Origin of the sequence: Luteimonas qiangzhengi, assembly GCF_039548515.1 — a bacterium.
Taxonomy (GTDB): Bacteria; Pseudomonadota; Gammaproteobacteria; order Xanthomonadales; family Xanthomonadaceae; genus Luteimonas.
This window is the reverse complement of record NZ_JBCLVE010000005.1, coordinates 1-22,924: the sequence shown is the minus strand read 5'-3', so window position 1 is coordinate 22,924 and position 22,924 is coordinate 1. Positions and strand designations below refer to the sequence as shown.

Here is a 22,924-nt window from a genome sequence, read left to right as displayed (position 1 = left end):
GTCATGGCTCGCTACAGCCGCGGTTTCGATCTGCAGGTGGCCCGCCGCCGGCTGATGCGCGTTGACCCCGCACTCGGGGCCTGGATGCGCAGGATCGGCCCGCTGGAGCCGGAGCGGCGCTGGAAGCAGGCGTTTGATCCGGTCGATGCACTGGCCCGCGCCATTCTCTACCAGCAGCTCAGCGGCAAGGCCGCGGCGACCATCGTGGGCCGCGTAGAAGCGGCCATCGGCAGCACGCGGCTGCATGCCGATACCCTGGGTGGGATAGACGATGCCGCACTGCGGGCCTGCGGCGTGTCCGGCAACAAGACGCTTGCATTGCGGGACCTGGCTGCGCGCGAGGCAGGCGGGGAAATTCCAGGCACCCGGCGCATGTCGTACATGGCCGATGAGCAGATCATCGAGGCGCTGGTGCCGACCCGCGGCATCGGCCGCTGGACGGTGGAGATGATGCTGATGTTCCGGCTGGGGCGCCCGGACGTGCTGCCGGTCGATGATCTGGGCGTACGCAAAGGGGCACAGGTCATCGACGGTTTGGACGCCCTGCCGACCCCGCGTCAGCTGCGTGAGCGGGGCGAACGCTGGGGGCCATGGCGCACCTGCGCCAGCTTCTACCTGTGGCGTATCGCCGACGCGGCCAGCGGGGTGGCGGAGCCGGTCAAGCGCTCGCAGGAATAGGCGCGGGCCGCCGGGCCGGTGCAAAGCACCAGTGCCAGGGCTCGTAAACGATGCCGTGCGGGTTGTCGCGCGGATAGCTCATGTGGAAACCGTGCATTGGCGCGTTGTCCTGCAGCCAGGCAAAGGCCGGGGTGGATTCGAACGATTCCTCCGCGGCGGGTTCGCCCGGCGCGCTGATATCCAGCGCCAGCCCGGAATGGTGCTCGCTGTAGCCCGGCGCCGCGTTGACCTGCAGGATCTCTCCGACCACCTGCCCGCGCGCCAGCTTGCGCTCGAAAATGCCAAGCTGGTAGTCGTGGCTGCGGTATCCGGAAATCGCCTCCAGCACCACGCCGTTGCGCCGTGCCGCCTCGCGCATGCGCAGCCAGGCGTTGGCGGCCTCCACCTGCAGCCAGAGGGCCCGGCGATAGCGATCAAACCCGGCGAAGGCCAGCCAGGCCGGTTCCGCCACCAGCTCCAGTCCGGTACGACTGGCGTAGCCGTCAGCGTCCACTCCCAGGGCATCCAGCCGCTCGTGCAAGCGATGCAGGGGCAGGGTGGCGATCGGCTCAGCACCGGGGCGCAGCTGGCCCGGATGGGCGCGCAGCGCGCTCAGGGCTTCGTCAATCCCGGGTTCGCGGTCCCAGTCCGGCAGCAGCCCTGCCAATCCGTCGGGGAGCGCCGCCGCCAGGTAACGACCGTCGCGCTTGCGCCGCAGCACCCGCAGGGCACGGGCCAGCAGACGTGCATCGTGGTTCGCACGGGCCTGCAGCAGGCCACCCGGCCATACCTCCACCTCGGCGGTGTTGAGCAGGTTGCCCGGCTGCCGGCGCGGGCCTGGCCGCAGATCAGAATTCCTCATCTTCATATCCCCAGCGCCAGCGTGGTGGCTCGCCTTTCAGGAAGCAGATCACCAGCAGCGCGACCACCAGCAGTCCAATCCCGGGAAGCTCCCACTCCTCCGGCCCAATCAGCGGCAAGCCCATCACGCCGAGGATGAACAGCCCAAGCACCACCCAACCCTGCCAGGCGGAAGGGATGCCCCAGCCCCAGCCCATTTGCTTGGCGGGGAACCAGTAGGTTTTCTCCGGCTTGGCCCCGGCATCGACTGCACTGACGGGATCAACGTTTCCTGCGGCCGCATCACGAAGCGCGTGCAGCAGATCGCGTGGCTGTCGGGGCTGCAGCAGCAGCCCGAAATCATGCGTGGTCGGGATCCACAGCATCTTCTTTCCGCCCGCGCGGGCCACCAGTGCACGGCTGCCGTTGCGCAGCCGGTACCAGCCCGTCTGGAACCCCGGCACGAATGCGCCGTTGGTTTTCAGCCGTGGCTTGAACTCGAGGTGTTCATCCAGATCAAGTACCCGCGCACGATCCAGATCCAGCTCCGAAAGCAGCATCCGTCGCCGGTGCGCGCCCGTGGCCACGCCGATCCAGCCGGCGCCCAGCACCAGGCGGTGACGGCGCACCTGCCGGCTGATCCCCACGCCGACGAGCAGCGCGGGCAGCACCGTCGCGACGAAGCCGAGCAATGCCGTGATCGGGGTGATGCTGCCGCGGGCCGCCAGATGGATGAACAGCCAACCGGCTCCCACAACCGGTAACACGCCGGCCAGCAGCCACAGCCACAGGCGGAACCGGGCAGGTGTGGGGGCGAGAGGGAAGGTGACTCCAGGAGTCTTCGTCTTGCCCATCGTCAGCGCTCCATGATCCACGCGGACACGGCATCAATCAGCGACGGGCTTACCTGACCCGGCTGCTGATAGGTGGCGAGCGGGTCATCCGCGTCCGCGGCGATGCCCAGGTGGCCGAGCGCCGGCCAGTGCTTCAGCGTGACCCGCGGGTCGCTTTCGAACGCTGCCTGCCACGCTGCCCAGTCGGTATCTGTGACCTGAATGTCCCGCCCGCCGTGCATCACCAGCAGAGGCTGATCGAGGGCGCGCGCCTCGGCGATCGGATCCAGCGCTTCGGTGCTGCGGAAATACACCGCCGACGCGCCAAGGCGCTGCTGGATGTCCGGTACGTCCTCGCCTGCGCGCAGACGGGCAATGGCGTCGTTGATTGCATCCACGGAAGCCTGTGTGGTTGCGGCATCGGCGCCACGCAGATTTCCCATGCGCTGGACCTGCTCCGGCATCAGATCCAGCAGCGGGCGCGCTGCCGCGGCGAACAGGATGCCTCCGGCAGCGTCCGAACGTTCAACAATCCGCGGGGTGAGCATCGCCCCCAGGCTGTGGCCGAATACGAACACGCGCTGCGGATCGATGTCTGGAATGCCCTTCAACAGCGCCACGGCGGTGACGGTGTCGGCCGTGCTTTCCCGGTCCAGGTCGAAGTCGGGATCGAAAGCGGCGGCGATTGGGTACACCTTGGTGCGCTTGTCATAGCGCAGCGTGGCGATCCTCCGTTCGGCCAGGCCGTGGGCGATATCGCGCAGTGGATGGTTGGGGCCGATGGTGCCATCGCCGTCGTGGGGGCCGGAGCCGTGTACCAGCACAACGGCCGCGAAGGGACCCTCGCCCTCAGGCATCACCAAGGTGGCGGGCAGAGGCGCATCGGCAGGGCCGATCTCAAGCTCCTGTTCGCTGAAGCTGCCGGCCGTGGCTGCGCCGCAAACCAGAATGGCCAGGAGCAGTCCGCCCAGTTGTTCCATCAATCGGGCCATGTGCTGTGTCCTTGTTGACGGCCGGCGACATGGCGTCGCCGGCCGGGTGCAGGATTACTGCTCTTCTTCCGGCTCGGCCGGCTGCGGGGCCTCGGGTGCCGGTGCGGCGGGCTGTGCCGGCTGCACGAACAGTCCAGCCAGCTGGCCGGCGTCGTTGAAGCTCAGGATCGCGTTGGCCGCGGCGCGCTCGTACTGCAGCGGCACCACCACCACATCATGATCGTCCTGACGCTGTTCCTGCGGGGTGCCGCGCTGCTGCAGCGCACCGAGCTGCTGGGGAAGCGAGGCCCACAGCTGGCCGAGTGTGGCCGCGTCCAGGCCGGCGGCCATCTCATCGGTGAATGTGGCGGTGACCTCTTCGATCTGGCCCGCATCCAGCTGATCAAGCACCTGCAGGGCCCGTTCGGATGGACTCTGGGCCCAGGCGCTGGAGAAAGCGAAGGCTGCAAGCAGGGCGAGGGCAAAACGGATTGTGCGATGGGTCATATCAAAACTCCTTCTTGAAGTACGCAAATGCCGGATATCCGGCTCCCTGGGATGTGACGGATACCAGTTCCCAGCCCTGGAGTCCCAGCCTGTTGAGCTGTTCCTGCGCCGCCTTTTCGTCAACAGCGCCCCACCAGTTCGTCTTGAGCTTGATCGTCTGATAGCTCCATTTTCTGCTCATTTTTCCTCCCCCGTGCGCTGTGGTTTTGCGGGCAGGCGCCCGGCCTTGCGCAGCGCATCGCGCAGTACGTATTCGATCTGGGCGTTGAGGCTGCGCAGCTCGTCATCGGACCAGCGTTGCACCGCGGCCAGGATCTCGGCGTTGATGCGCAGCGGGTAGCTCTTCTTCTGCGACATCACCTGCCAGCCCGGCGGCGCCTTCGCAGGATGTCCCACAGCACGAACAGACCCAGTCCGTTCACCGCCAAGGCGACCCCCACGGCAACCGCCAGCTGCCTTGAGCGGTCGTCGCCGGCCCAGGCCAGGCCAACCGCGCCGGCCACAATCGCCATGCCCACCAGGCGCATCAGCGTGGCCAGTCGAGGGCGGTCGCCGGCAAACGCACGCGCAGCCAGGAAGGCCGGCACGCTGCTGGCAGCGACGATCAGCGGGATCACAAGTGTATGTTCCATGGTCAGTACAGCGATCCGGTATTGAGTACCGGCTGCGCCGCGCGGTCACTGCACAGCACCACCAGCAGATTGCTCACCATGGCCGCCTTGCGCTCCTCATCCAGTTGCACGGTGCCGCTCTTCTGCAGTTCCTCCAGCGCCATTTCCACCATGCCGCAGGCACCGGCCACGATCCGTGCACGCGCCGCCACCACCGCGTTGGCCTGCTGGCGCTGCAGCATCGCCTGGGCGATCTCCGGCGCGTAGGCCAGGTGGCTGATCCTGGCTTCCAGCACCTCCACGCCGGCCGAAGCCAGGCGCTCATCCAGGTGCCGCTTGAGCTCGTCTGAAATCGCTACCGGATGGCTTCGAAGTGACATCTGGTCTTCTTCGTGCTGGTCGTAGGGGTAGCTGGTGGCCATGGCGCGCAGGGCGGCCTCGGACTGGATGTGCACGAAGCTTTCGTAGTCATCGACGTTGAACACCGCCTCGGCCGAGTCCACCACCTTCCACACGATCACCGCGGCGATCTCGATCGGGCTGCCGTCCAGCTCATTGACCTTCAGCTTGCCGCTCTCGAAGTTGCGGATCCGCAGGCTCACCTTGCGCTTGGTGAAGAACGGGTTGTTCCAGCGCAGGCCGTTTTCCTGCACGGTGCCCACGTATTTGCCGAACAGGCTGAGCACCGCCGACTGGTTCGGTTCCACCATGTACAGGCCGATCAGCAGGAATACGGCCAGGACCGCCACGATGATGGCACCGATCAGCAGCGCCACTCCGCCGGCCGCGGCCACCACCAGGTAGAAGGCATAGGCGCAGGCTGCCATCACTGCCAGCAGGGCAGCCAGCACGGGTATGCCGGACAGCGACCGGATCGGATTCTCTTTCATGGGCAGCGCTCCGCTGGGGATTGGAGCGTTATTGATATCAAAGTGATATCAGTTCGTCAACAGAAACCGCTATGGGAGCCGCAGGTCCACCCACACCAATCGGTGATCGCTGCCTTCCACGATGGGGGCGGCGGGGTCATCAGGTGGCGGCCAGTACACCTGCCCGCCCAGGTATTCAAAGCCGGTGGAGGGCAACGCGTAGTCCGCCCGCAGGTTGCCGTTGCGCGGTCCGAAATCCGCGGTGTCATGGGCGTGGGCGCCGCGGTGCTGGAGGTTGGCGCCGCCGGCGGTCAGCGCCGAGTGCACCGCGCCTTCACTGCGCGGGGTGCGATGGCGCAGCACGCGCGGGTGCTCAAGCAGGCCAAGGATCGCTTCGGGCACGCCGGCCCCGTCGGCAGGATCGTTATTCAGGTCGCCAAGGATCACGAACCGGGCGTCCGCCGCCAGCCCGCCGCAGCGGCCGGCGTCATCGCACAGCCACGGCACATCGCGCCCGGAGAGGTACTCCTGCCACAGCCGGATCTCATCGGCGTTACGCGCCTGGTTGCGCTTTTCCGGGCCGTCGAACACCGGCGGCGTGGGATGCGAAGCCAGTATGTGGACCACGCCACCCGGCGTGCGTAACGGCACGTCCCAATGTGACTTGGAGGACAGCCGCAGGCGGGTCCAGACATCTTGCGGATGCCAGGGCGCCCCGGTTTCCGGATCCAGCGGCCGACGCGCGTCCGGCATGTCGCTCCACTTCAACAGCTGGAAGGTGCGCACCGCGTCGGCATCGATCGGGTGGCGTGAAAGCAGCAGCATGCCGTACTGGCCCGGATGCAGGCCGTAGCCCCAGGCGTCGTTGCCGCGGGCCCGGCCTTCGCCGCCCACGGTGCCGTCGCCGTCCAGGTCCAGCCCGCTCGGCACCCCGGTGTTGACCGGTGCGAGGTAGCGGTAGGGGTAGTGCAGCGGCTGTCCGCCGCCGGGCTGCGCACGCCCAAGGTACGCGCGCTGGAACAGATCAGCGGCGCTGCCGTCGGCCTCGTAATCAAACTCGTTGAGCAGCACGATATCCGGCCGCACCCGCTGCAATACCGCCGCGACACGGCTGGCCCCTTCGTCGCCTTCCTCCAGGCGCTGCATCAGGCCCCCGGCCTCATCCGAATACAGGGACACGTTGTAGCTGGCGACGCGCAGGGTATCGGTCATGGCGGAACGGGCAAGGGCCGGATCGCCGTAGACGTTGACGCGCACGCAGGCGGTCAGGACGAGCACGGCGGACAGCAGGATCAGGAAGTGCAGCGGACGGAGCTTCATCGGGGGAGGGGCCTTCAGTCGAGCGGACGCCAGCTTCGGCCGTCAAACGACTCCAGCGGGCGGAACCTGCGTTTGTAGTCCATCTTGCCGTGGCCGTCGATCCAATAGCCCAGGTACAGGTGGGTGCGGCCCTCGCGCCGCGCCCACTGGATCTGGTGCAGGATCGCCAGCGTGCCCAGGCCGCGCGCGGCTTCGTCCGGTTCAAAAAACGTGTAGACGGCCGACAGGGCGTCTTCAACCATGTCGGTGGCGGCAACCGCCAGCAGACGTCCGTCACTGCGAAACTCCAGGAACCGGCCACTGGTCCAGCTGCCGATCAGGAACTGGTCGAACTCGGCTGCGCCGTGCCCATCCATGCCGGCGTTCGGGTGGCGCGCCTGCAGGTAGCGCTGGTACAGGGCCAGCTGTTCATCGGTGCGCTCGGCTGGCAGTACCCGCATCTGCACGTCGGCATTGGCGGTCAGGCAGCGCCGCTGGCTACGGCTGGGTTGGAACTGAGCGACCGGAATCCGTACCGCAACGCAGGCCCGGCAGCCCTGACAGTGCGGCCGGTACACGATATCGCCGGAGCGTCGGAAGCCCCATTGCAGCGCGCGGGCGTAAAAGCCGGGCAGGCGCGGATCGTGCGGATCCAGCACCAGATCGCGCGCGGTGCGCTCGGGCCAGTAGCCGCAGGGATGCTGGCCGGTATGGAACAGGCGCAGGGATTCGGAGTCACCCATGGGGTCAGCATACTGCCCGCAATCGCATTTGCTGCGACTGTCCGCCTGCTGAACGTATTCCGGGCCGGGTCAACCGGGGCCGGGGCAGCTGCGTTGACCGGTGCACAGGTGGCATGGCGCCGCCGTACCAGGAGCACATGCAATGAAGACCACAACTCTGTTCGCAGCCACCGTCATCGCCCTCGGCGCCCTGTCCGCACAGGCGATGGCCGCTGATCCCGCACAAGCTGCGCAGCGCGACGCCAGCGCGTCGGAACGTACGGAGGCGTCGGAAATGCAGGCGCGCCGTGGCGGCAAGCATCATCGTGGACACCGTTTCGCCCATCGGGGGCAGGGCGGGGCAATGGGCATCGCCCGCCTGGATACCGACGGGGACGGCCGTATCAGCCGCGTCGAACTGGAACAGGCAGCGCAGGCCCGGATCGAACGCGCGGAGGAGCGCGCTGAGAAACGCGCGGAACGCACCAGCCAGGCCGGGCAGGGCGAGCGGGGACAGCCCGGTCATCGCGGCCATCGCGGCCATCCGGGCATGACCGGGATGAGTGGCATGGGTGGCGGCTGGCTGCTGGAGCAGTTCGATGCCATCGACGCCAACAGCGACGGCTATATCGTTCGCACCGAACTGCGTGCCTGGCAGCAGGCCCAGCGCCCGCAGCGCGAGGCCGAGCGCGAGCGTCGCTTCCAGGAGCGCTTCAGCGCGGCCGACCTCAATGGCGACGGCGTGCTGAGCCGGGTGGAAGTCGAGGAAAAGATGCCCCGCCTGCTGGGCAGCTTTGCCTGGATGGATGACAACCGCGACGGCTTCCTGAGTCAGGACGAGCTGAAGGTCAGAACGAACGTCCGATAACCAGCGCGGCCATAATCGCGATGGCCACCAGCAGCAGGCGCCGGTAGCGCATGATCAGCCGCTGACGCGGCGTCTGCTGCGGTTTTTCCGGGGTGATCGGCGGCAGGTCCGCCGATGACAGGTAGCTGTCGGTGACCGGGCGTGTAGTGGGCGGGCCCGGCATGCCGATGTCGCGCATCAGCTGGCGCGCCCGCGGCTGGTCTTCCGAACGCACCACCCACAGCGCGGGCTGCTGCCGCGCAGGCGGAGTGTCGCGGTAGTTGAAAACACGGCTGCGCCCGCTCATGTAGGAGCGGCCGTTGGTGATCTGCACCTCGATCCCCTCCTCGCGCATGATCTGCGCCAGGCGCTCCACGTTTTCCACACGCATGCTGCTGAAAATCTGTCTCATTGGTTCACTTCACCGGCCGCAACGGCGGCCATGCGGATCAGGCCTTCCTGGGCGGTACTGGCCACCAGATGGCCGTTGATATCGTAGATCATCCCGCGGGCAAGGCCCCGTGAGCCGCTGGCGCTGGGGCTGTCGATCGAATACAGCAGCCACTCGTCGGCGCGGAACGGACGGTGGAACCACAGCGCGTGATCCAGCGATGCCATCTGCACATTCGGCTGGTAATAGCTGATGCCGTGGGGGAAGGTCGCCGTGCCCAGCAGGTGGAAATCGGAGGCGTAGGCCAGCAGCGCCCGGTGCAGCTCCGGCGCATCACCCACCTTTTCGGCCAAGCGGAACCACACCTGCTGGTACGGCGGGCGCTTGGGCGGATCCAGATCGTCGCGCGGGTACACGTGGCGGAATTCAAACGGCCCGGCCCGGTCCAGCCATCGCTGCACCTTGGTCGGCAGTTTTTCCAGCCTGGCGGCCGACAGCGGCGCCAGCGGTGCAATGTCATCGGGCCTGGGCACCTCCGGCATCGTCAGCTGGTGCTCGGCGCCCTGTTCGGGCTCCTGGAACGAGGCCGCGCAGAAGAAGATCACCTTGCCGTGCTGCACCGCGGTCACCCGGCGTACCGAGAAAGATCCGCCATCGCGGGTGCGGTCGACTTCGTACACGATCGGATGATCCACATCGCCCGCACGCAGGAAATAGGCGTGCAGCGAATGCGCCGGTCGCGGGTGGGTCATGGTGGTCTGGGCGGCCGACAGCGCCTGGCCCAGCACCTGGCCGCCAAACACGTAGCGGGTACCAATGTCACGGCTCTGGCCGCGGAACAGGTCCTGTTCCAGCCGCTCCAATGAGAGCAGGTCAATCAGTTCGGAAGCGGGGGAAGGCATGCGTGCGGCGGCTGTTTTCAGGGGCTGCAATTGTACCTGCCGGCCCCGTGGCCCGGGCGGGCAGGGGCCTGACTGCTAGGTGGGCAGCCGTTCCAGCGGAATCCGCGCCAGCACCTCGTCCCAGGGAAACAGCGGACCGGGATCCACCTTACGCGCCACGGTCAGGGCCGGGTCATCGCTGGCCTGCATCCGATCCGTATCCAGCGCCTCGTGGCCCGCGATCCAGCGCAGCTGCGGCAGGGCTGCCCGCAGGTGACGCAGTAGCTGCAGCAGCGCCTCGATCTGCGCGTCGGTGTAAGGCTCGGTCATGGCCTGGTGGCGGCTGTCATACCAGTGCGGATAGCGGCCGATGTTGACCAGTTCGATCCCCACCGAGCGCGGGTTCCAGCCGCGCACGTGGTGGGCAATGCGTTCGACCGGCACGTATTCGGTCAACGCGCCGTCGCGGTCCACGTACCAGTGCCCGGCCGCGCCGGTGCCGGCGTCCGGGTACAGGATGCGCTCGCCGTATTCGCGCGCCATGGCCATATCCGGCAGCTCGGTGCAGTGGATCACCACCAGGTCGATGTCATCGAGCGTGCGGTGCCCCAGGCGCTCGACGTAGGGCAGGTGCTGGCGGGTGATGGAGGGTGCGGTATCGGCCATGTGCCGATGCTAGGCGATTTATCGCCGCGCGCGCGGGTGCGACGTCTCGGTGGTGAGGGAAATGCTCTAGCATCCCCGCATGGACATGCTTTTGCGCGGTAACGATTGCTGCAGGCGTTCGCGGGCATGAGCGCACGCGGCCACGTCATCCTTTCCCACGGATTCGAGAGCGGGCCGGGCGCCACCAAGGTGACCGCGCTGGCCGAAGTCTGCGAGCGCCTGGGCTGGACCCACGAGCGGCCCGACTACACCGATCTGGACGCCCGCCAGGAAATCAGCGAGCTGGGCGATGTGCCCAGCAGGCTGCAGCGCCTGCTCAAGGGCGCCCGGGGCGCGGCCACGCGCGGGCCGCTGGTGCTGGCCGGTTCCAGCCTGGGTGCGTGGATTTCCGGTCGGGTGTCGCTGCAGGTCCCGGTGGCGGGGCTGTTCCTGATGGCGCCCCCGGCGCGGCTGAGCCCGGCGCCCGCGCTGGATGCGGCCGACGTGCCGGTTTCGATCGTGCACGGCTGGGACGATGAGCTGATCGACGCCGCCCAGGTGATCGCCTGGGCCCGCCCGCGCCGCGCGCGTCTGCTGCTGGTGGATGACAACCACCGCCTGGAGCGCCATGTGCAGGCTTCCGCCGACGCGTTCGCCGAGCTGCTTTCTTCCCTGTAATCACCCGATTCCGCGACTTTCGCGAACGGCTTGCTGCCATGCCCGGCGCCATTCGAATGGCCCGGCGGCCTGTATCCTGTCGCCATGAATTTCTTTGTCTCCTGCGCCAAAGGTCTTGAATACCTGCTTGCCGATGAGCTGCTGGCGCTGGGCTGTGAAAAAGCCACCGCCACCGTCGCCGGCGTCAACACCACCGGCAGCCTGACCGACGCCCAGCGCGCCGTGCTGTGGGCGCGCACCGCCAGCCGGGTGCTGTGGCCGCTGGCCGACTGGGACTGCCCGGATGAGCACGCCCTTTACGAAGGCGCCCGCGCGCTGGAGTGGCATGAACACCTGAGCCCCGGCATGACGCTTGCCGTGGATGCCCACGTGTCCGGCACCGCCATCACCCACGCCCGCTACGCTGCCCAGCGCACCAAGGACGCCGTGGTCGACGCCATGCGTGATCGCGACGGCACCCGCCCGGACGTGGATCTGGAGCGACCCGACCTGCGCCTGAACCTGGTGGTGCGCAAGGGCAGGGCGCTGCTGTCCGTGGACCTGGGCGGCGGCCCGCTGCACCGGCGCGGCTGGCGCAAGGCCCAGGGCGATGCGCCGCTGAAGGAAAACCTGGCCGCCGCGGTATTGCTGCGTGGCAACTGGCCGCAGGTGTACGCCGATGGCGGTGGGCTGCTGGATCCGATGTGCGGCAGCGGTACGCTGCTGATCGAAGGCGCGCTGATGGCGGCCGATGTGGCGCCCGGACTGCTGCGGTTGCGCGCGCTGGCCGGTGATTCCGGCAGGCAGCACCGGCCTGAGCAGGCGGACACGCAGACTGCCCAGGCCATCCTGCCGTCCCGCTGGCCGGGGTTCGAGCGCGAAACATGGAACACCCTGTGGCAGGAAGCGCTGACCCGCGAACAGGCCGGCCGCGCGGCCTTGCGTCCGCACTTTTACGGCAGCGATATCGACCGGCGTGCCATCGATGCGGCCATCACCAATGCTGCAGCCGCTGGGCTGGCCGATTCAATCAACTTCCGGGTGGTCCCGATCGAGCGCCTGGCCGATGCATTCCCAACGCTCACGAGCGGCGCCGATAGCGACGGGCACGCCCCGGCAGGCCTGGCGGTGTGCAATCCCCCTTATGACGCCCGCCTGGCTGCCGATCCGGCGCTGTATCGGGCCCTGGGCGCAGCCCTGGCCAGTGCGGTTCCCGGCTGGCGCGCCAGCCTGCTGTGCGGCGATGAGGAGCTGGCTTTCGCCACCCGCCTTCGCGCCCGCAAGCGTTACCGGCTCTGGAATGGCTCGCTCGAATGCAGCCTGATCGTCTGTGACGACGTCGCTCCGGCCAAGCGCGAATCCTCCGCGCCGCAACCGCTCGGCGAAGGCGCGCAGATGGTGGCCAACCGCCTGCGCAAGAACCTGCGCGGGCTCAAATCCTGGCGCGCGCGCGAAGGCATCGGCTGTTACCGCGTCTACGATGCCGACCTGCCGGAATACGCCGCCGCCATCGATGTCTACACCGAGGCCGACGCCCCCGATCAGCACTGGCTGCATGTGCAGGAATACGCCCCGCCGGCCACCATCCCCGAGCAGACCGCCCGTCGCCGCCTCGGTGACCTGCTGGCTGCCGCCCGCGAGGTGTTTGAACTCCCCCAGGAGCGCATCGCGGTCAAGACCCGCACCCGCGGCAAGGGAGGCAGCAAATACGGACGCATGGATGCGCGTGGCGAGCACATCGTGGTGAATGAGGGCGCGGCGCGGCTGCAGGTGAACCTGTTCGATTACCTGGATACCGGGCTGTTCCTTGATCACCGCCCGCTGCGCGCCCGCATCGGCGCCGAGGCGCGCGGCAAGCGCTTTCTCAACCTGTTCTGCTACACCGGCGTGGCCACTGTGCAGGCCGCCATCGGTGGTGCCGCACAGACCACCAGTGTGGACCTGTCGGCCACCTATCTGCAGTGGCTGGCCGACAACCTGGGTGAGAATGGCCTGGGCGGCAGCGACCACCGCATGGTCCAGGCGGACGCGCTGACCTGGCTTGAGGCCGAGCGCGGCCAGTACGACCTGATTTTCTGCGACCCGCCCACCTTCTCCAACTCCGCCCGCGCCAATGATTTCGAGATCCAGGGCGGGCACGTGCGCCTGCTGCAGGCTGCGGTGGCCCGGCTGACGCCGGGGGGCGTGCTGTACTTCAGCAACAACTTCCGCCGCTTCCGCCTGGATGAAGAGGCCGTGGCGCAGTTTGCCCAGTGCGAGGAAATCACGCCCGACACCATCCCCACCGACTTTGCCCGCAATCCGCGCATCCACAGGGCGTGGCGACTGCAGCGGCCCTCGGTATGGAAAACGACCGCCGGCAGTCGCGCGTAAGATATCCCTGTAGGTCGGGGCTACGCCCCCGACGCCCTGCGTAACCCACCGTTTCACCCACGCACCTGCGCAAAGGGGCCGTGCGCCCCCATTATTCCGGTTCCCGCACAGGAGCCAGACATGAACACCACCGCGTCCCACGCCCGCATCGCCCGCAAGCTGCGCGGCATGCCCGCTTCCGACGGCGCCGGGGTCAAGCTGACCCGGGTGATCGGCGGCCCGCAGCTGCCCGACCTGGATCCGTTCCTGCTGCTGGACGAATTCGGCACCGACCGTGCCGAGGACTACATCGCCGGCTTTCCGGAGCATCCGCACCGCGGCTTCGAGACCGTCACCTACATGCTTGACGGCCGCATGCGCCACCGCGACAACCACGGCAACGAGGGCCTGCTGGTGCCGGGTGCGGTGCAGTGGATGACCGCCGGCCGCGGTCTGGTGCATTCGGAGATGCCCGAGCAGGAGGAGGGCCGCATGCGCGGCTTCCAGCTGTGGGTGAACCTGCCGGCCAAGGACAAGATGACCGAGCCGCGTTACCAGGAGTTCGGCCCCGAGTGTATTCCCACCGCCAGCCCGTCGGAGGGTGTCGAGGTGAAGGTGATTGCCGGCAGCGTCGGCGAGGTCGCCGGACCGATCGTGCAGCCGGCCACCGATCCGCTGTACCTGGATATCGCGCTGGAAGCCGGGCGCAGCTGGGAGTTCGCGCTGCCTGAAGGCCACAGTGCGTTTGCCTACGCCTTCGAAGGCGCCGTTGAGATCGGCGTCGGCGAGGAGGCGAGGGCGCTCGATACGCAGGAGATTGCCGTCCTGGGCGGCGGCGACCTGCTGGCCCTGCGTGCGGGTGAGGCCGGTGCGCGCCTGATCCTCGTCGCCGGCCGCCCGCTGCGCGAACCGGTTGCACGCCACGGTCCGTTCGTCATGAACACCCGTGAGGAGCTGATGCAGGCCTTTGTCGACTTCCAGGAAGGCCGTTTCTGAGCGCAGCATGTGCGTCGGGGGCATAGCCCCGACCTACTGCCAACCCCGTAGGTCTGGGCTACGCCGCCGACACTCAAGCAGTCCACCCGCAGGTCGGGGCTACGCCCCTGCGGGGGCGCGGCATTCTCCTCTCCAGCAGGTCGGGGCTACGCCCCTGCGGGGGCGCGGTATTCCCCTCTCCCGTAGGTCGGGGCTACGCCCCCGACTCGCGAACTTCGCTCCCCAGCCACTTGTAGACCAGACCACCGATCGCCCCGCCCAGCAGCGGCGCCAACCAAAACAGCCACAGCTGTGACACCGCGGCCGTATCCGCAAACAGCGCCACGCCCACCGAGCGTGCCGGGTTCACCGAGGTATTGGTCACCGGGATCGAGATCAGGTGAATCAGGGTCAGCGTCAGGCCGATCGCGATCGGCGCAAAGCCCGCCGGCGCCAGCTGCCACGATATAGGGCGCCAGGTCCTTGCAGGAAAACCGTCCGCCCGCCCACAGCCCGAAGCTCACTGCCGGGTGTTCCATTTCAGTTAAATCGCGCCAGGTCGCTCAGTTGCTGCTGACCCGCATATCATCGAAATCCAGCCGTTCCACTAGCAGCATGCGTTCCTGCAGCACCTCTTCGGAAGACGTGCGCATCCAGATGTGAGCCACCTGGTCCCGGCTCAGTTCCACCCGGGTTTCCCGGACGAGGATGTCAGGCTGGGTGCCCACTTCCGCCCGATACCAGCGGATGTCCTTGCCGGCCACCACGCCGCGCTCTTCCCGAAAGGCACGCCGCGGCTGGAATGGTGAATTGGCGGACAGTGACAGGCCGAATGCTTCGCTGCCGTCCGCGCCCACCGCGCTGCAGATCAGGAATGCGTCGTTCCCACGCTGCTCCCAGCTCAGTCCTGAATCGGCCGGCAGCTGCGGACAGGTCGACCCCGCCTGCGCGTTGGCTCCCGTTGCAGCGCTCATTGCCAAAGCAAAAGCGACAAGCGGCAGCAGTCGTCTGGTCATGGAATTCATTGCGGTTCTCCCCTTCTGGATGCGCTGGTGGCGCAGCGTGACGCTGCACAAGCGCTCCTCCCAGCTCCGACCATACTCGCCATCCGCGCACCGATTTGTGACGTCGGTCACTGTTGTAGCGGGCGTCGATGCACCGGGCGGCTCAGAAGCGGTCGCGCTCCAGCGTGGCCTTACCGCCTGACGCAATGCGCACGCGGAACAGATCCCCGTACTCCGCCTCGCTCATTGCCTCCACCGGGCAGGCGCACAGCGCAGTCACGATGTCGGGCACCGTATTGCTGTGCCCCACCAGCAGGATCGCATCGCCCGCATGGCGGATGTGCAACAGCGTGGCCAGTTCGGTCGCCGCCAGCGCGGGATCGTAGTCCCGCACTTCCAGCGACTTTTCAGCCGCCACGGGCGCCGCCGTACCACGGGTGCGCTTGGTGGGCGTGGAATAGATCGCTGTCAGGGGCACGTCGGCCAGCTCCCGAGCCAGCGCCTCGGCGCGGGCCTCGCCGTCGGCATCAAGCGCCGGGTCTTCCGTGTCGTCCGTGGCCTTTTCCGCATGGCGGACCACGATGAACGTGGTTTCCAGCTCCCGCTCGGAGGAGTGCGCGGCGCCATCGGTGGGAGTGGCCGCGGGCTGCAGCAGCGCGCAGCCGGCCAGTCCAACAAGCAGCAATGGCAGTAACAGCTGGCGCATCGGAAACTCCGTTCTGGGTCTGCCAGCATGATGCCCGCCGCGGCGCGTCGGGAAAAGCCCCGGCAGGCGGGGTGCCCCCGATCCAGCCAGCATCGCGATGCCGATTGCGGCATGCTGACAGCATGTCGAACCCCTCTTCAGCCCCGCCCGATGCGCGCGCCACCCCCGGCAGCGTTGTCCGCCGCGTACACCGCTGGCGCGGCAATACCGGCCGCCAGCTTGATGACCACATCGCCGAAGAAGTGCCGGTCGCCTTCGTCTACAACGACCAGCCGTTCGCGGTAATGATGGCCACCCCAACCGACCTCGAGGATTTCGCGGCCGGTTTCGCCCTCAGCGAAGGCATCGTCGACGCGCGGGCGGATCTGGTTATCGACAGCGTCGAGCACCTGATCGAAGGCATCCAGATCCGCATGCGCATTCCCGCCAATCGCGCCCAGGCGTTGGAGAACCGGCGACGCAGCATGAGCGGGCGCAGCGGCTGCGGTGTATGCGGCAGCGAGTTGTTGGAAGCGGCGCTGCGTTATCCGCCCCCGGTCGCCGCGGACGTGCGCGTGACCGTGCCGGCATTGCAGCGGGCCCTACGCGGACTGCGCTCCGGCCAGGACATCAATGCCCGCACCGGTGCGACCCATGCCGCAGGCTGGGCCGCCCTCGATGGCGGTTTGCAGCTGGTACGCGAAGACGTGGGCCGTCACAACGCCCTGGACAAGCTGATCGGCGCCATGCACGCCGAGGACGCTGATCCCGCCGCCGGTTTCCTCGTTGTCACCAGCCGCGCCAGTTATGAAATGGCCATGAAAGCGGCCAGTGCCGGTGTGGCCCTGATGGCCGCGGTGTCCGCTCCCACCGCGCTCGCGCTTTCACTCGCGGAACGCGCCAACCTGACACTGATCGGGTTTGCCCGCGATGACGGACATGCGGTGTATACCCATGCTCATCGCTTGTTGGCTCCGGCTGGGTAGCTCGGCTTCCTGAAGCTCTGCGCTGATTGGAACGTTTCGGCGGCCGACACCAAGCACAATCAGTCCTGGAAGCCGAAGCATCTCAGGCGGGGACTTCCTTCGAAAAAGTGGACACCCATCGGTTAGGCGGCTGCCCATCACTGTGCTGCCTCCCCAGAGGGCTCTACGATTGACTTCATACCATCCTCTCGGATGATCCGCAGCACCTCATCCAAGGCGGCCTGATCCGTGGCGAACAGATCGTCCCAAACGGTAGAAGTGTTGGATGCATCGACCACTTCGAGGGTCCAGTCAGTGTCCGGCCCGCGATAGATCTCAACGCGTACGGTGTGTCCGCTGTCAGTAATGGACTGGCAGAGCGGGGACATTACAAGTTCGTAGTCGTCTTCCATCATTGTCTCAATTTGTGACGTGGTTGCTCAGCCGCCTAACACCTTGAGTTAAGCCGCCCCGCTGCGGCGACGGCTGGTGGACCGGAAGCGTACCAGCACCCGTCAACTCAAGAGAAGCAGCGAAGCGGGGTCGGCTTGAACGAACTGTTAGGCCGCGACCCATGAGCCTGCAGCCACCAGCACGATGCCACAGATGACGCATGCAGCAATTGTGAACAACATGGCTGGATTGGACCCGATCTTCCTGTGCGGGAGTTACGGTGCAAGAGCCGATGTCTCTTGACTCCTTGCACCGCACAATAGCCCTTACCCCTTCTTTCTCTTTGCCGCGTAGGTTGCCGCCGCTGCAATCAGAATGACGATAAAAACAACTACGACGCCAGTGGACATGCTGAGCTCTCCGTTTTAACTGCGAGTCGAGATTGAACGATGGATGCAGCGGTGCCCTCGGTGTTGCCCCGCGGCCTAACACTAGAATTAAGCCGTGCCGCGAAGCGGCATCGGCTTGAATGATTTGTTAGCGCCCAGCGCGTGGGACGACAGCGTCACGCACTTGGCGAAAAGCTGAGAGAAGCCTTTCACGATTGCCGGGAGCATTGTTGACAAAGAGCGGGCTAGGATGCGGTGACGTGAATACACGATATCTGACTTCATTGATATGAGGCTGAGCTCGCTCGGCTTTGCGGCCGACCAAGACCACGGTTCTTACCCTCGGCAGAAGTTCGAGTAAGCGCGGCAGCGGTTTCAGACCGGCCTCAAGATCGGCTGGTGTGGCAGCGCGAATCTTGCTGCCAGTTCCAATATACCAAGGGACCACGCTCCAGAGAGCCATGGCCTTTCTATGAAGTCCAGCCTCGTGGCACAACTCGAAAATATTCTTCGCTGTTTCATCTGGATTGTTACGTGATACGAAGCCAGATCTGACGGCTTTTGCTCCAGGGGCTTCCAACAGAAAAAGAACCTCAGCCTCAATACCTCCGTCCCAAGGGTCGAAGTAGGGAATCACGGCGCCGGGTCCGGCCTCTAGACGCAGCCGCTCAACGTAGTCGGTCAAGGGCGCGATATGAGGATCACGAAGCAGCTGCATGCGCTCGGATATGGCACGAGCGTCACCAAGCAGCTTTGGAGTGTCAGTGAGCATGGTTTGTCATGGGCGCTAACACCTTGAGTTAAGCCGAACCGCGAAGCGGTTTCGGCTTGAACGAACTGTTAGGCGGCACCGCCCACGCCATATGGACCGTGCCACCAGCAATCGACTCTGTCTCGAACCCCAAGCGAGCATACAACGTCCTAGCTGGGCTCTCCTCGTACACCCGGAGCTGCAACCGGGGGAAGCCGCGAGTAGCCGCAAAAGCCTGCGCCTGCTGTACTGCCCAAGTGCCGATGCCCCGACCTTGGTGCTCTTGAATTACCTGAAGGTCTCTAAGGCCCAAAGCATTCGCTTCCGGAGCCAGTCGCAGCAAGCCAACCGCGTCAGACTCCATCAGGATGATCAGGTTCTCAAACTCGATCCAGCTACTGACGAAGCGACCTGGATCCCAGGCGATGCCTCTCGTAGCGAGGTAACCGCCCATGTTGCGACGATTGAGCCACTCACAGAAGGCACGCTCTTCATCAGCTGCGGGTCGGAGAGAAAGTCTCATTGCCGCCTAACGCCTGAATTAAGCCGCGCCGCGAAGCGGTGTCGGCTTGATGAATTGTTAGGCGCCAACTCTGCCATGCAATGACCCGTGACTCTAGCCGTGCCACTCAGCCAAAGCGTCCGGCGAGAAGAAACCCAGTGCGTTGAGTTCAGTAGGCGACGGACCATATGCAAGGAAGAATTCCTGACGGGACGGCAGAAAGCCGAGCCAGTTGTCACCAGCGCGAGCAATGACGAGCGGTGACTCAGCAGCCAGAGCTTCGCCAAGGCCCACATCTGGGTAGGCGATGCCTCCGATCAGGGCTGGAACAGGCTCAATAGTTGCACTCTCAAGCTCCTGTGCGAGTTTGATCACAGCAGCGTCTCTATCAGGCTCGACGATTGGAGTGCCCGTGCCCTGAGCGACTGATGCTCGAATTGCTTCAATGGCCTGTTGTCGTGTCATTGGCGCCTAACACCTAAGTTAAGCCGAATTGCAGCGCGTAGCCGGCCACATGGCAAGCTCTTCCTGCCATGTGGCTGGTGTAGCGATGCAATTTCGGTTTGAACGCATTGTTAGGCCGCGTCGTCTTGTTTGGAGTGCCTTGGCCGCTTGCTCTTCGTAGCAAGGCGAAATGCCATGTAAGTAACGATCAACGCGAGCAGAATTAAGACGCACAAAATGCCAGAAAGAAGCCACACCGGTGAGCCGTCAAACGCCCCAGCGATGCGAGGCCCGACCAAAGTTCCGGTCAGTGATCCCACAAGCGCGAACGTGAAAAACATTAGCGCCTTACGAGGCGTCAATGTGCGAGTAGTAGCCATCTCTATCTCGAAGTTGTTTTTGAGGCCTAACGCCTGAGTTAAGCCGGACCGCTGCGCGGAACGGCGGAGTGGTACACGCCACCATGCAGCCGAGCCGCGAAGCGGTCTCGGCTTGAACGAATTGTTAGCTTGCACTTAGAGTGCCTTCTGTTGCTTCACGCAACGTGTTGCTACCGGCAAGGGCTGGCCGTTTTTGTTGTAGACAGTAAGGTTCCCAGTCCACCTGTCGATCTCAATTCTCCATAAAGAATTGTCCGTATTCGGTTTGCTGTAGCGGAAGTACGCAATTGAGTCGTCAGTAATTGTGACGTTCTTTCCAGCCTCTCCCCGATCAACTACGGTGCCTTCGGTCGTATTCACCCGCACTACAAATGGTGCGGGATCTGACCCGACATAGCAGGCGAGTGACAGGTTCTCGGCTACCGCTGGCGATGATGTCATTAGTAAAGTCAGAGCTAGAGCTGCGATTCTTACAGACTGCATGCAATCTCCTATGCAAGCTAACACCCAAGTTAAGCCGAGCTGCGTAGTGGAGCCAGCCACATGGCAAGCTTTACCTGCCATGTGGTTGGTGGAACGAAGCGGCTTCGGCTTGAACGCATGGTTAGGCCCCATGCGGCCCCGCAGTTGGACAGGATTCGAGTAGTCGGGCCTCCGTTACGTCAACGGTGTATGTATCAGAACCTGTAGCCCGAACCAGGATGTGTCCGGTCTGGTCTAACTCCACGCCAACAGGGACGCGTGAGAAATCAAGCGCCCGCAGAAACTGGAGTGCACCCCGGTCATTTGATCTGTCACCTGAGCTAGCAATGACCTTGTTGTTGGACGTGCGGCCGGATGCATCAATAGATGTTTTGATGCAAACGACCGGCTCGGCAACGTCCACTGGACCAGACAACGCTAATGCGAGAAATAACACTGCTTCCATCATTGAATCTCTCCTATGGGGCCTAACGCCTAAGTTAAGCCGAGACGCGTAGTGGAGCAAAGCACATGGCAAGCTGTACCTGCCATGTGCTTTGCGGAACGAAGCGGCTTCGGCTTGAACGCATTGTTAGGCCGCGCTGCCTGACAGCCTGGCCCAAGATTTCCGGAGCCCCACCAAGTGGACGACGCCGATCAGTAGGCAGGTTGCGGAACTCACGACCCAGAACGTCACGCTGTTCCCAGGAAAGTAGGCCATGACCGGTACGAACGCGACGCCGCGGCCAATGTAGATGGCTGTGACCGCGGAGAGTACGGTGCGGCGCAGAGGCAGCTTGCGAATTACACCCGCGCCGGAGAGAGCGTAAGCGCTCCACCCAACGAGCACGCTGGCAATAACCAAGGTAACGACGGTGGGGTACCAATGACCGGCTGTGTGGAGCTGGGCCATCTGCTCGCCGGCCCCCAAGAAGCGGAACAGCGGCGCGCCCACCACCAAGCACGCAAGATGCAACAGCGCGGCAAATCCGCTGAGTGCTGCCCCGGCTACCAGAAGCTTGTTGGTTGGATTGGCCATGTGACTCCCCAGCGGCCTAACACCAGAGTTAAGCCGAGCAGCGTAGTGAAGCGAAACACATGGCAAGCTTTACCTGCCATGTGTTTTGCGTAACGAAGCGGATTCGGCTTGAACGACTTGTTAGGCCGCCGCACCTCGGCACTCGTGCCCCGTTGCAGCAGCCCAACCCCTGAGCCGAACAGTACAACAAGTCTGGCCGAACGCCCTGAGGCTGCTACTTGCCGGGGCCGAAGCCAGAACCATAGACTCGCGCGGCCAAGAACTCTCACTGCGCCCTGCCCGAAGCCGACTCGGCCGGTCGCATCTTGCGAAGAGTCGCGCCTGTCCGAAGCCGAGCTGCTGCATGGCTGACTGCCGATGCCTGCACCGCGCGTGCGAGGCGCAAACGCTGCGGATGAGCGAGGCGCTACAGATTGCCTGGAACCCGGCAACAACAGTGCGGGAAACAAGGCCTAACAACTTGAGTTAAGCCGAACCGCGAAGCGGTTTCGGCTTGAATGAACTGTTAGGCGTCATCCGGTCTGGTGCGCCAACGTCGCCAGAAATAATAACTGCAAAGCCCCAAGAAGATTACAAGCGTCGCTAAAAATAGACCGCGCTCTTCAAGAACTGCGGGAGTACTCGAGTTGCGCTGTTCAACCTGGACAAATTTTGGGTCGATGAGCACGGACGGGAAGAGCACATAGCTTCGCCGCTTGAGGGTGCCAGAACCACTGAACTGACTGTGGCCGCCAAGTACGATCGCTGTCTCGTTGGGGTATGCGCGCTTTAGAGCAAGATCAAAATCAGAGTTGGGGGCGAACGAGTAAAAAAGCGAGGGGAGTGCTAGCAGTACAGCCCACGCGCCCAAGTGCACAATCAGGTCTTTCCAAGGGTTCAACGGCCGCGCGAGAAGGTTCATGTGACGCCTAACACCTTGAGTTAAGCCGAACCGCGAAGCGGTTTCGGCTTGAACGAACTGTTAGGCGGCACCGCCCACGCCATATGGACCGTGCCACCAGCAATCGACTCTGTCTCGAACCCCAAGCGAGCATACAACGTCCTAGCTGGGCTCTCCTCGTACACCCGGAGCTGCAACCGGGGGAAGCCGCGAGTAGCCGCAAAAGCCTGCGCCTGCTGTACTGCCCAAGTGCCGATGCCCCGACCTTGGTGCTCTTGAATTACCTGAAGGTCTCTAAGGCCCAAAGCATTCGCTTCCGGAGCCAGTCGCAGCAAGCCAACCGCGTCAGACTCCATCAGGATGATCAGGTTCTCAAACTCGATCCAGCTACTGACGAAGCGACCTGGATCCCAGGCGATGCCTCTCGTAGCGAGGTAACCGCCCATGTTGCGACGATTGAGCCACTCACAGAAGGCACGCTCTTCATCAGCTGCGGGTCGGAGAGAAAGTCTCATTGCCGCCTAACGCCTGAATTAAGCCGCGCCGCGAAGCGGTGTCGGCTTGATGAATTGTTAGGCGCCAACTCTGCCATGCAATGACCCGTGACTCTAGCCGTGCCACTCAGCCAAAGCGTCCGGCGAGAAGAAACCCAGTGCGTTGAGTTCAGTAGGCGACGGACCATATGCAAGGAAGAATTCCTGACGGGACGGCAGAAAGCCGAGCCAGTTGTCACCAGCGCGAGCAATGACGAGCGGTGACTCAGCAGCCAGAGCTTCGCCAAGGCCCACATCTGGGTAGGCGATGCCTCCGATCAGGGCTGGAACAGGCTCAATAGTTGCACTCTCAAGCTCCTGTGCGAGTTTGATCACAGCAGCGTCTCTATCAGGCTCGACGATTGGAGTGCCCGTGCCCTGAGCGACTGATGCTCGAATTGCTTCAATGGCCTGTTGTCGTGTCATTGGCGCCTAACACC

At 64.9% G+C, this 22,924-nt stretch carries 30 protein-coding genes and 1 pseudogene; 6 read left to right on the top strand and 25 right to left on the bottom strand.

From position 1 onward, the window contains the following. The first annotated feature begins 3 nt into the window (after positions 1 to 3). On the top strand, positions 4 to 678 hold the full coding sequence (locus WCE59_RS04145) for a DNA-3-methyladenine glycosylase family protein (protein ID WP_343257456.1): 675 nt from the start codon (positions 4 to 6) through the stop codon (positions 676 to 678). Here the strand turns inward: WCE59_RS04145 and WCE59_RS04140 are convergent. From WCE59_RS04140 to WCE59_RS04095, 10 genes are all read right to left on the bottom strand, one after another. After that, entirely contained in the window at positions 659 to 1,519 is an 861-nt protein-coding gene (locus tag WCE59_RS04140) for a M15 family metallopeptidase (protein WP_343257455.1), read from the bottom strand. The two genes, WCE59_RS04145 and WCE59_RS04140, sit on opposite strands and share 20 nt — an antisense overlap. Continuing rightward, entirely contained in the window at positions 1,506 to 2,351 is an 846-nt protein-coding gene (locus WCE59_RS04135) for a hypothetical protein (protein WP_343257454.1), read from the bottom strand. Before WCE59_RS04135 ends, WCE59_RS04140 begins: the two co-directional genes overlap by 14 nt. Before the next feature lie 2 nt (positions 2,352 to 2,353). After that, positions 2,354 to 3,322, bottom strand: a complete 969-nt coding sequence (locus tag WCE59_RS04130; protein ID WP_343257453.1) for an alpha/beta hydrolase family protein — start codon at positions 3,320 to 3,322, stop codon at positions 2,354 to 2,356. 54 nt (positions 3,323 to 3,376) lie between these two features. Next, positions 3,377 to 3,808, bottom strand: coding sequence for a DUF3887 domain-containing protein (locus tag WCE59_RS04125; protein ID WP_343257452.1), 432 nt, complete (start codon positions 3,806 to 3,808; stop codon positions 3,377 to 3,379). Position 3,809: 1 nt separating this feature from the next. Beyond that, entirely contained in the window at positions 3,810 to 3,989 is a 180-nt protein-coding gene (locus WCE59_RS04120) for a DUF4177 domain-containing protein (protein ID WP_343257451.1), read from the bottom strand. Next, on the bottom strand, positions 3,986 to 4,165 hold the full coding sequence (locus WCE59_RS04115) for an Arc family DNA binding domain-containing protein (protein ID WP_343257450.1): 180 nt from the start codon (positions 4,163 to 4,165) through the stop codon (positions 3,986 to 3,988). The genes WCE59_RS04120 and WCE59_RS04115 overlap by 4 nt, the downstream gene beginning before the upstream one ends. After that, entirely contained in the window at positions 4,165 to 4,440 is a 276-nt protein-coding gene (locus WCE59_RS04110) for a hypothetical protein (RefSeq protein ID WP_343257449.1), read from the bottom strand. The genes WCE59_RS04115 and WCE59_RS04110 overlap by 1 nt, the downstream gene beginning before the upstream one ends. 2 nt (positions 4,441 to 4,442) lie before the next feature. Further along, positions 4,443 to 5,309, bottom strand: a complete 867-nt coding sequence (locus tag WCE59_RS04105; protein ID WP_343257448.1) for an SPFH domain-containing protein — start codon at positions 5,307 to 5,309, stop codon at positions 4,443 to 4,445. Positions 5,310 to 5,378: 69 nt separating this feature from the next. Then, on the bottom strand, positions 5,379 to 6,608 hold the full coding sequence (locus tag WCE59_RS04100; RefSeq protein ID WP_343257447.1) for an endonuclease/exonuclease/phosphatase family protein: 1,230 nt from the start codon (positions 6,606 to 6,608) through the stop codon (positions 5,379 to 5,381). A gap of 14 nt (positions 6,609 to 6,622) precedes the next feature. Beyond that, positions 6,623 to 7,330: an arginyltransferase gene (locus WCE59_RS04095; protein ID WP_343257446.1), complete on the bottom strand. Its 708-nt coding sequence runs from the start codon at positions 7,328 to 7,330 to the stop codon at positions 6,623 to 6,625. A gap of 142 nt (positions 7,331 to 7,472) precedes the next feature. Here WCE59_RS04095 and WCE59_RS04090 point away from each other — a divergent pair, with 142 nt between their 5' ends. After that, on the top strand, positions 7,473 to 8,177 hold the full coding sequence (locus tag WCE59_RS04090; RefSeq protein WP_343257445.1) for an EF-hand domain-containing protein: 705 nt from the start codon (positions 7,473 to 7,475) through the stop codon (positions 8,175 to 8,177). On the opposite strand, the gene WCE59_RS04085 is transcribed toward WCE59_RS04090, so the two are convergent. From WCE59_RS04085 to WCE59_RS04075, 3 genes are all read right to left on the bottom strand, one after another. Beyond that, positions 8,158 to 8,568, bottom strand: coding sequence for a pathogenicity-like protein (locus tag WCE59_RS04085; protein WP_343257444.1), 411 nt, complete (start codon positions 8,566 to 8,568; stop codon positions 8,158 to 8,160). The two genes, WCE59_RS04090 and WCE59_RS04085, sit on opposite strands and share 20 nt — an antisense overlap. Continuing rightward, positions 8,565 to 9,449: an acyl-CoA thioesterase II gene (gene tesB / locus WCE59_RS04080; protein WP_343257443.1), complete on the bottom strand. Its 885-nt coding sequence runs from the start codon at positions 9,447 to 9,449 to the stop codon at positions 8,565 to 8,567. Before tesB ends, WCE59_RS04085 begins: the two co-directional genes overlap by 4 nt. A 75-nt stretch (positions 9,450 to 9,524) precedes the next feature. Next, a complete protein-coding gene (locus tag WCE59_RS04075) occupies positions 9,525 to 10,094 on the bottom strand; it encodes an N-acetylmuramoyl-L-alanine amidase (RefSeq protein ID WP_343257442.1) in 570 nt (189 codons plus the stop codon). A 126-nt stretch (positions 10,095 to 10,220) separates the two neighbouring features. On the opposite strand from WCE59_RS04075, the gene WCE59_RS04070 reads away from it, so the two are divergent. From WCE59_RS04070 to WCE59_RS04060, 3 genes are all read left to right on the top strand, one after another. Beyond that, the gene (locus WCE59_RS04070; RefSeq protein ID WP_343257441.1) at positions 10,221 to 10,751 is read left to right on the top strand and encodes a hypothetical protein; all 531 of its coding nucleotides are present in this window, start codon (positions 10,221 to 10,223) and stop codon (positions 10,749 to 10,751) included. An 84-nt stretch (positions 10,752 to 10,835) separates the two neighbouring features. Beyond that, positions 10,836 to 13,103 carry a bifunctional 23S rRNA (guanine(2069)-N(7))-methyltransferase RlmK/23S rRNA (guanine(2445)-N(2))-methyltransferase RlmL gene (gene rlmKL, locus WCE59_RS04065; protein WP_343257440.1) on the top strand — a complete coding sequence of 756 codons (2,268 nt, stop codon included), beginning with the start codon at positions 10,836 to 10,838 and terminating at the stop codon, positions 13,101 to 13,103. Between the two features lie 120 nt (positions 13,104 to 13,223). After that, positions 13,224 to 14,078, top strand: coding sequence for a pirin family protein (locus tag WCE59_RS04060; protein WP_343257439.1), 855 nt, complete (start codon positions 13,224 to 13,226; stop codon positions 14,076 to 14,078). A 193-nt stretch (positions 14,079 to 14,271) separates the two neighbouring features. Here WCE59_RS04060 and WCE59_RS04055 read toward each other — a convergent pair. From WCE59_RS04055 to WCE59_RS04045, 3 genes and pseudogenes are all read right to left on the bottom strand, one after another. Beyond that, positions 14,272 to 14,511: pseudogene (locus WCE59_RS04055) on the bottom strand (aquaporin); the annotation flags it as partial. Between the two features lie 109 nt (positions 14,512 to 14,620). After that, on the bottom strand, positions 14,621 to 15,073 hold the full coding sequence (locus WCE59_RS04050) for a hypothetical protein (protein ID WP_343257438.1): 453 nt from the start codon (positions 15,071 to 15,073) through the stop codon (positions 14,621 to 14,623). A 151-nt stretch (positions 15,074 to 15,224) separates the two neighbouring features. Then, positions 15,225 to 15,767 (bottom strand): SixA phosphatase family protein, encoded by a 543-nt coding sequence (locus tag WCE59_RS04045; protein WP_343257437.1) that lies wholly within the window; start codon positions 15,765 to 15,767, stop codon positions 15,225 to 15,227. Between the two features lie 122 nt (positions 15,768 to 15,889). Between WCE59_RS04045 and fdhD the strand changes: the two genes are divergently transcribed. Further along, a complete protein-coding gene (fdhD, locus tag WCE59_RS04040) occupies positions 15,890 to 16,732 on the top strand; it encodes a formate dehydrogenase accessory sulfurtransferase FdhD (protein WP_343257436.1) in 843 nt (280 codons plus the stop codon). A 137-nt stretch (positions 16,733 to 16,869) separates the two neighbouring features. On the opposite strand, the gene WCE59_RS04035 is transcribed toward fdhD, so the two are convergent. The 9 genes from WCE59_RS04035 to WCE59_RS04010 form a co-directional block, all read right to left on the bottom strand. Continuing rightward, a complete protein-coding gene (locus tag WCE59_RS04035; protein WP_343257435.1) occupies positions 16,870 to 17,127 on the bottom strand; it encodes a hypothetical protein in 258 nt (85 codons plus the stop codon). A 514-nt stretch (positions 17,128 to 17,641) separates the two neighbouring features. Beyond that, on the bottom strand, positions 17,642 to 18,265 hold the full coding sequence (locus WCE59_RS04030) for a uracil-DNA glycosylase (RefSeq protein ID WP_343257434.1): 624 nt from the start codon (positions 18,263 to 18,265) through the stop codon (positions 17,642 to 17,644). Between the two features lie 28 nt (positions 18,266 to 18,293). Continuing rightward, positions 18,294 to 18,698 carry a GNAT family N-acetyltransferase gene (locus WCE59_RS13765; RefSeq protein WP_449284107.1) on the bottom strand — a complete coding sequence of 135 codons (405 nt, stop codon included), beginning with the start codon at positions 18,696 to 18,698 and terminating at the stop codon, positions 18,294 to 18,296. Positions 18,699 to 18,860: 162 nt separating this feature from the next. Continuing rightward, positions 18,861 to 19,211 carry a hypothetical protein gene (locus tag WCE59_RS04025; protein ID WP_343257431.1) on the bottom strand — a complete coding sequence of 117 codons (351 nt, stop codon included), beginning with the start codon at positions 19,209 to 19,211 and terminating at the stop codon, positions 18,861 to 18,863. A 963-nt stretch (positions 19,212 to 20,174) separates the two neighbouring features. Continuing rightward, complete coding sequence (locus WCE59_RS13760) at positions 20,175 to 20,498, bottom strand: energy transducer TonB family protein (RefSeq protein WP_449284108.1); 324 nt, start codon at positions 20,496 to 20,498, stop codon at positions 20,175 to 20,177. 126 nt (positions 20,499 to 20,624) lie between these two features. Then, positions 20,625 to 21,071 carry a hypothetical protein gene (locus WCE59_RS04020; protein WP_343257433.1) on the bottom strand — a complete coding sequence of 149 codons (447 nt, stop codon included), beginning with the start codon at positions 21,069 to 21,071 and terminating at the stop codon, positions 20,625 to 20,627. Between the two features lie 505 nt (positions 21,072 to 21,576). Next, positions 21,577 to 21,972, bottom strand: a complete 396-nt coding sequence (locus tag WCE59_RS04015) for a hypothetical protein (RefSeq protein ID WP_343257432.1) — start codon at positions 21,970 to 21,972, stop codon at positions 21,577 to 21,579. A gap of 20 nt (positions 21,973 to 21,992) precedes the next feature. Next, positions 21,993 to 22,397 (bottom strand): GNAT family N-acetyltransferase, encoded by a 405-nt coding sequence (locus tag WCE59_RS13755; protein ID WP_449284107.1) that lies wholly within the window; start codon positions 22,395 to 22,397, stop codon positions 21,993 to 21,995. Between the two features lie 162 nt (positions 22,398 to 22,559). Further along, the gene (locus WCE59_RS04010) at positions 22,560 to 22,910 is read right to left on the bottom strand and encodes a hypothetical protein (protein WP_343257431.1); all 351 of its coding nucleotides are present in this window, start codon (positions 22,908 to 22,910) and stop codon (positions 22,560 to 22,562) included. Positions 22,911 to 22,924 lie beyond the last annotated feature (14 nt).

Excerpts from the sequence above, each read along its gene's own strand:
- WCE59_RS04115 (WP_343257450.1), bottom strand. The coding sequence starts at position 4,165 with ATGTCGCAGAAGAAGAGCTACCCGCTGCGCATCAACGCCGAGATCCTG.
- WCE59_RS04035 (WP_343257435.1), bottom strand. The coding sequence starts at position 17,127 with ATGATGGAAGACGACTACGAACTTGTAATGTCCCCGCTCTGCCAGTCC.
- WCE59_RS04105 (WP_343257448.1), bottom strand. The coding sequence starts at position 5,309 with ATGAAAGAGAATCCGATCCGGTCGCTGTCCGGCATACCCGTGCTGGCT.
- WCE59_RS04100 (WP_343257447.1), bottom strand. The coding sequence starts at position 6,608 with ATGAAGCTCCGTCCGCTGCACTTCCTGATCCTGCTGTCCGCCGTGCTC.
- WCE59_RS04130 (WP_343257453.1), bottom strand. The coding sequence starts at position 3,322 with ATGGCCCGATTGATGGAACAACTGGGCGGACTGCTCCTGGCCATTCTG.
- WCE59_RS04025 (WP_343257431.1), bottom strand. The coding sequence starts at position 19,211 with ATGACACGACAACAGGCCATTGAAGCAATTCGAGCATCAGTCGCTCAG.
- WCE59_RS04145 (WP_343257456.1), top strand. The coding sequence starts at position 4 with ATGGCTCGCTACAGCCGCGGTTTCGATCTGCAGGTGGCCCGCCGCCGG.
- WCE59_RS04135 (WP_343257454.1), bottom strand. The coding sequence starts at position 2,351 with ATGGGCAAGACGAAGACTCCTGGAGTCACCTTCCCTCTCGCCCCCACA.
- WCE59_RS04030 (WP_343257434.1), bottom strand. The coding sequence starts at position 18,265 with ATGCTCACTGACACTCCAAAGCTGCTTGGTGACGCTCGTGCCATATCC.
- WCE59_RS04140 (WP_343257455.1), bottom strand. The coding sequence starts at position 1,519 with ATGAGGAATTCTGATCTGCGGCCAGGCCCGCGCCGGCAGCCGGGCAAC.
- WCE59_RS04075 (WP_343257442.1), bottom strand. The coding sequence starts at position 10,094 with ATGGCCGATACCGCACCCTCCATCACCCGCCAGCACCTGCCCTACGTC.
- WCE59_RS04095 (WP_343257446.1), bottom strand. The coding sequence starts at position 7,330 with ATGGGTGACTCCGAATCCCTGCGCCTGTTCCATACCGGCCAGCATCCC.
- WCE59_RS04020 (WP_343257433.1), bottom strand. The coding sequence starts at position 21,071 with ATGGCCAATCCAACCAACAAGCTTCTGGTAGCCGGGGCAGCACTCAGC.
- WCE59_RS04125 (WP_343257452.1), bottom strand. The coding sequence starts at position 3,808 with ATGACCCATCGCACAATCCGTTTTGCCCTCGCCCTGCTTGCAGCCTTC.
- WCE59_RS04090 (WP_343257445.1), top strand. The coding sequence starts at position 7,473 with ATGAAGACCACAACTCTGTTCGCAGCCACCGTCATCGCCCTCGGCGCC.
- rlmKL (WP_343257440.1), top strand. The coding sequence starts at position 10,836 with ATGAATTTCTTTGTCTCCTGCGCCAAAGGTCTTGAATACCTGCTTGCC.
- WCE59_RS04010 (WP_343257431.1), bottom strand. The coding sequence starts at position 22,910 with ATGACACGACAACAGGCCATTGAAGCAATTCGAGCATCAGTCGCTCAG.
- tesB (WP_343257443.1), bottom strand. The coding sequence starts at position 9,449 with ATGCCTTCCCCCGCTTCCGAACTGATTGACCTGCTCTCATTGGAGCGG.
- WCE59_RS04050 (WP_343257438.1), bottom strand. The coding sequence starts at position 15,073 with ATGACCAGACGACTGCTGCCGCTTGTCGCTTTTGCTTTGGCAATGAGC.
- WCE59_RS13765 (WP_449284107.1), bottom strand. The coding sequence starts at position 18,698 with ATGGGCGGTTACCTCGCTACGAGAGGCATCGCCTGGGATCCAGGTCGC.
- WCE59_RS13760 (WP_449284108.1), bottom strand. The coding sequence starts at position 20,498 with ATGGAAGCAGTGTTATTTCTCGCATTAGCGTTGTCTGGTCCAGTGGAC.
- WCE59_RS04015 (WP_343257432.1), bottom strand. The coding sequence starts at position 21,972 with ATGAACCTTCTCGCGCGGCCGTTGAACCCTTGGAAAGACCTGATTGTG.
- WCE59_RS04120 (WP_343257451.1), bottom strand. The coding sequence starts at position 3,989 with ATGAGCAGAAAATGGAGCTATCAGACGATCAAGCTCAAGACGAACTGG.
- WCE59_RS13755 (WP_449284107.1), bottom strand. The coding sequence starts at position 22,397 with ATGGGCGGTTACCTCGCTACGAGAGGCATCGCCTGGGATCCAGGTCGC.
- fdhD (WP_343257436.1), top strand. The coding sequence starts at position 15,890 with ATGTCGAACCCCTCTTCAGCCCCGCCCGATGCGCGCGCCACCCCCGGC.
- WCE59_RS04110 (WP_343257449.1), bottom strand. The coding sequence starts at position 4,440 with ATGGAACATACACTTGTGATCCCGCTGATCGTCGCTGCCAGCAGCGTG.
- WCE59_RS04070 (WP_343257441.1), top strand. The coding sequence starts at position 10,221 with ATGAGCGCACGCGGCCACGTCATCCTTTCCCACGGATTCGAGAGCGGG.
- WCE59_RS04060 (WP_343257439.1), top strand. The coding sequence starts at position 13,224 with ATGAACACCACCGCGTCCCACGCCCGCATCGCCCGCAAGCTGCGCGGC.
- WCE59_RS04085 (WP_343257444.1), bottom strand. The coding sequence starts at position 8,568 with ATGAGACAGATTTTCAGCAGCATGCGTGTGGAAAACGTGGAGCGCCTG.
- WCE59_RS04045 (WP_343257437.1), bottom strand. The coding sequence starts at position 15,767 with ATGCGCCAGCTGTTACTGCCATTGCTGCTTGTTGGACTGGCCGGCTGC.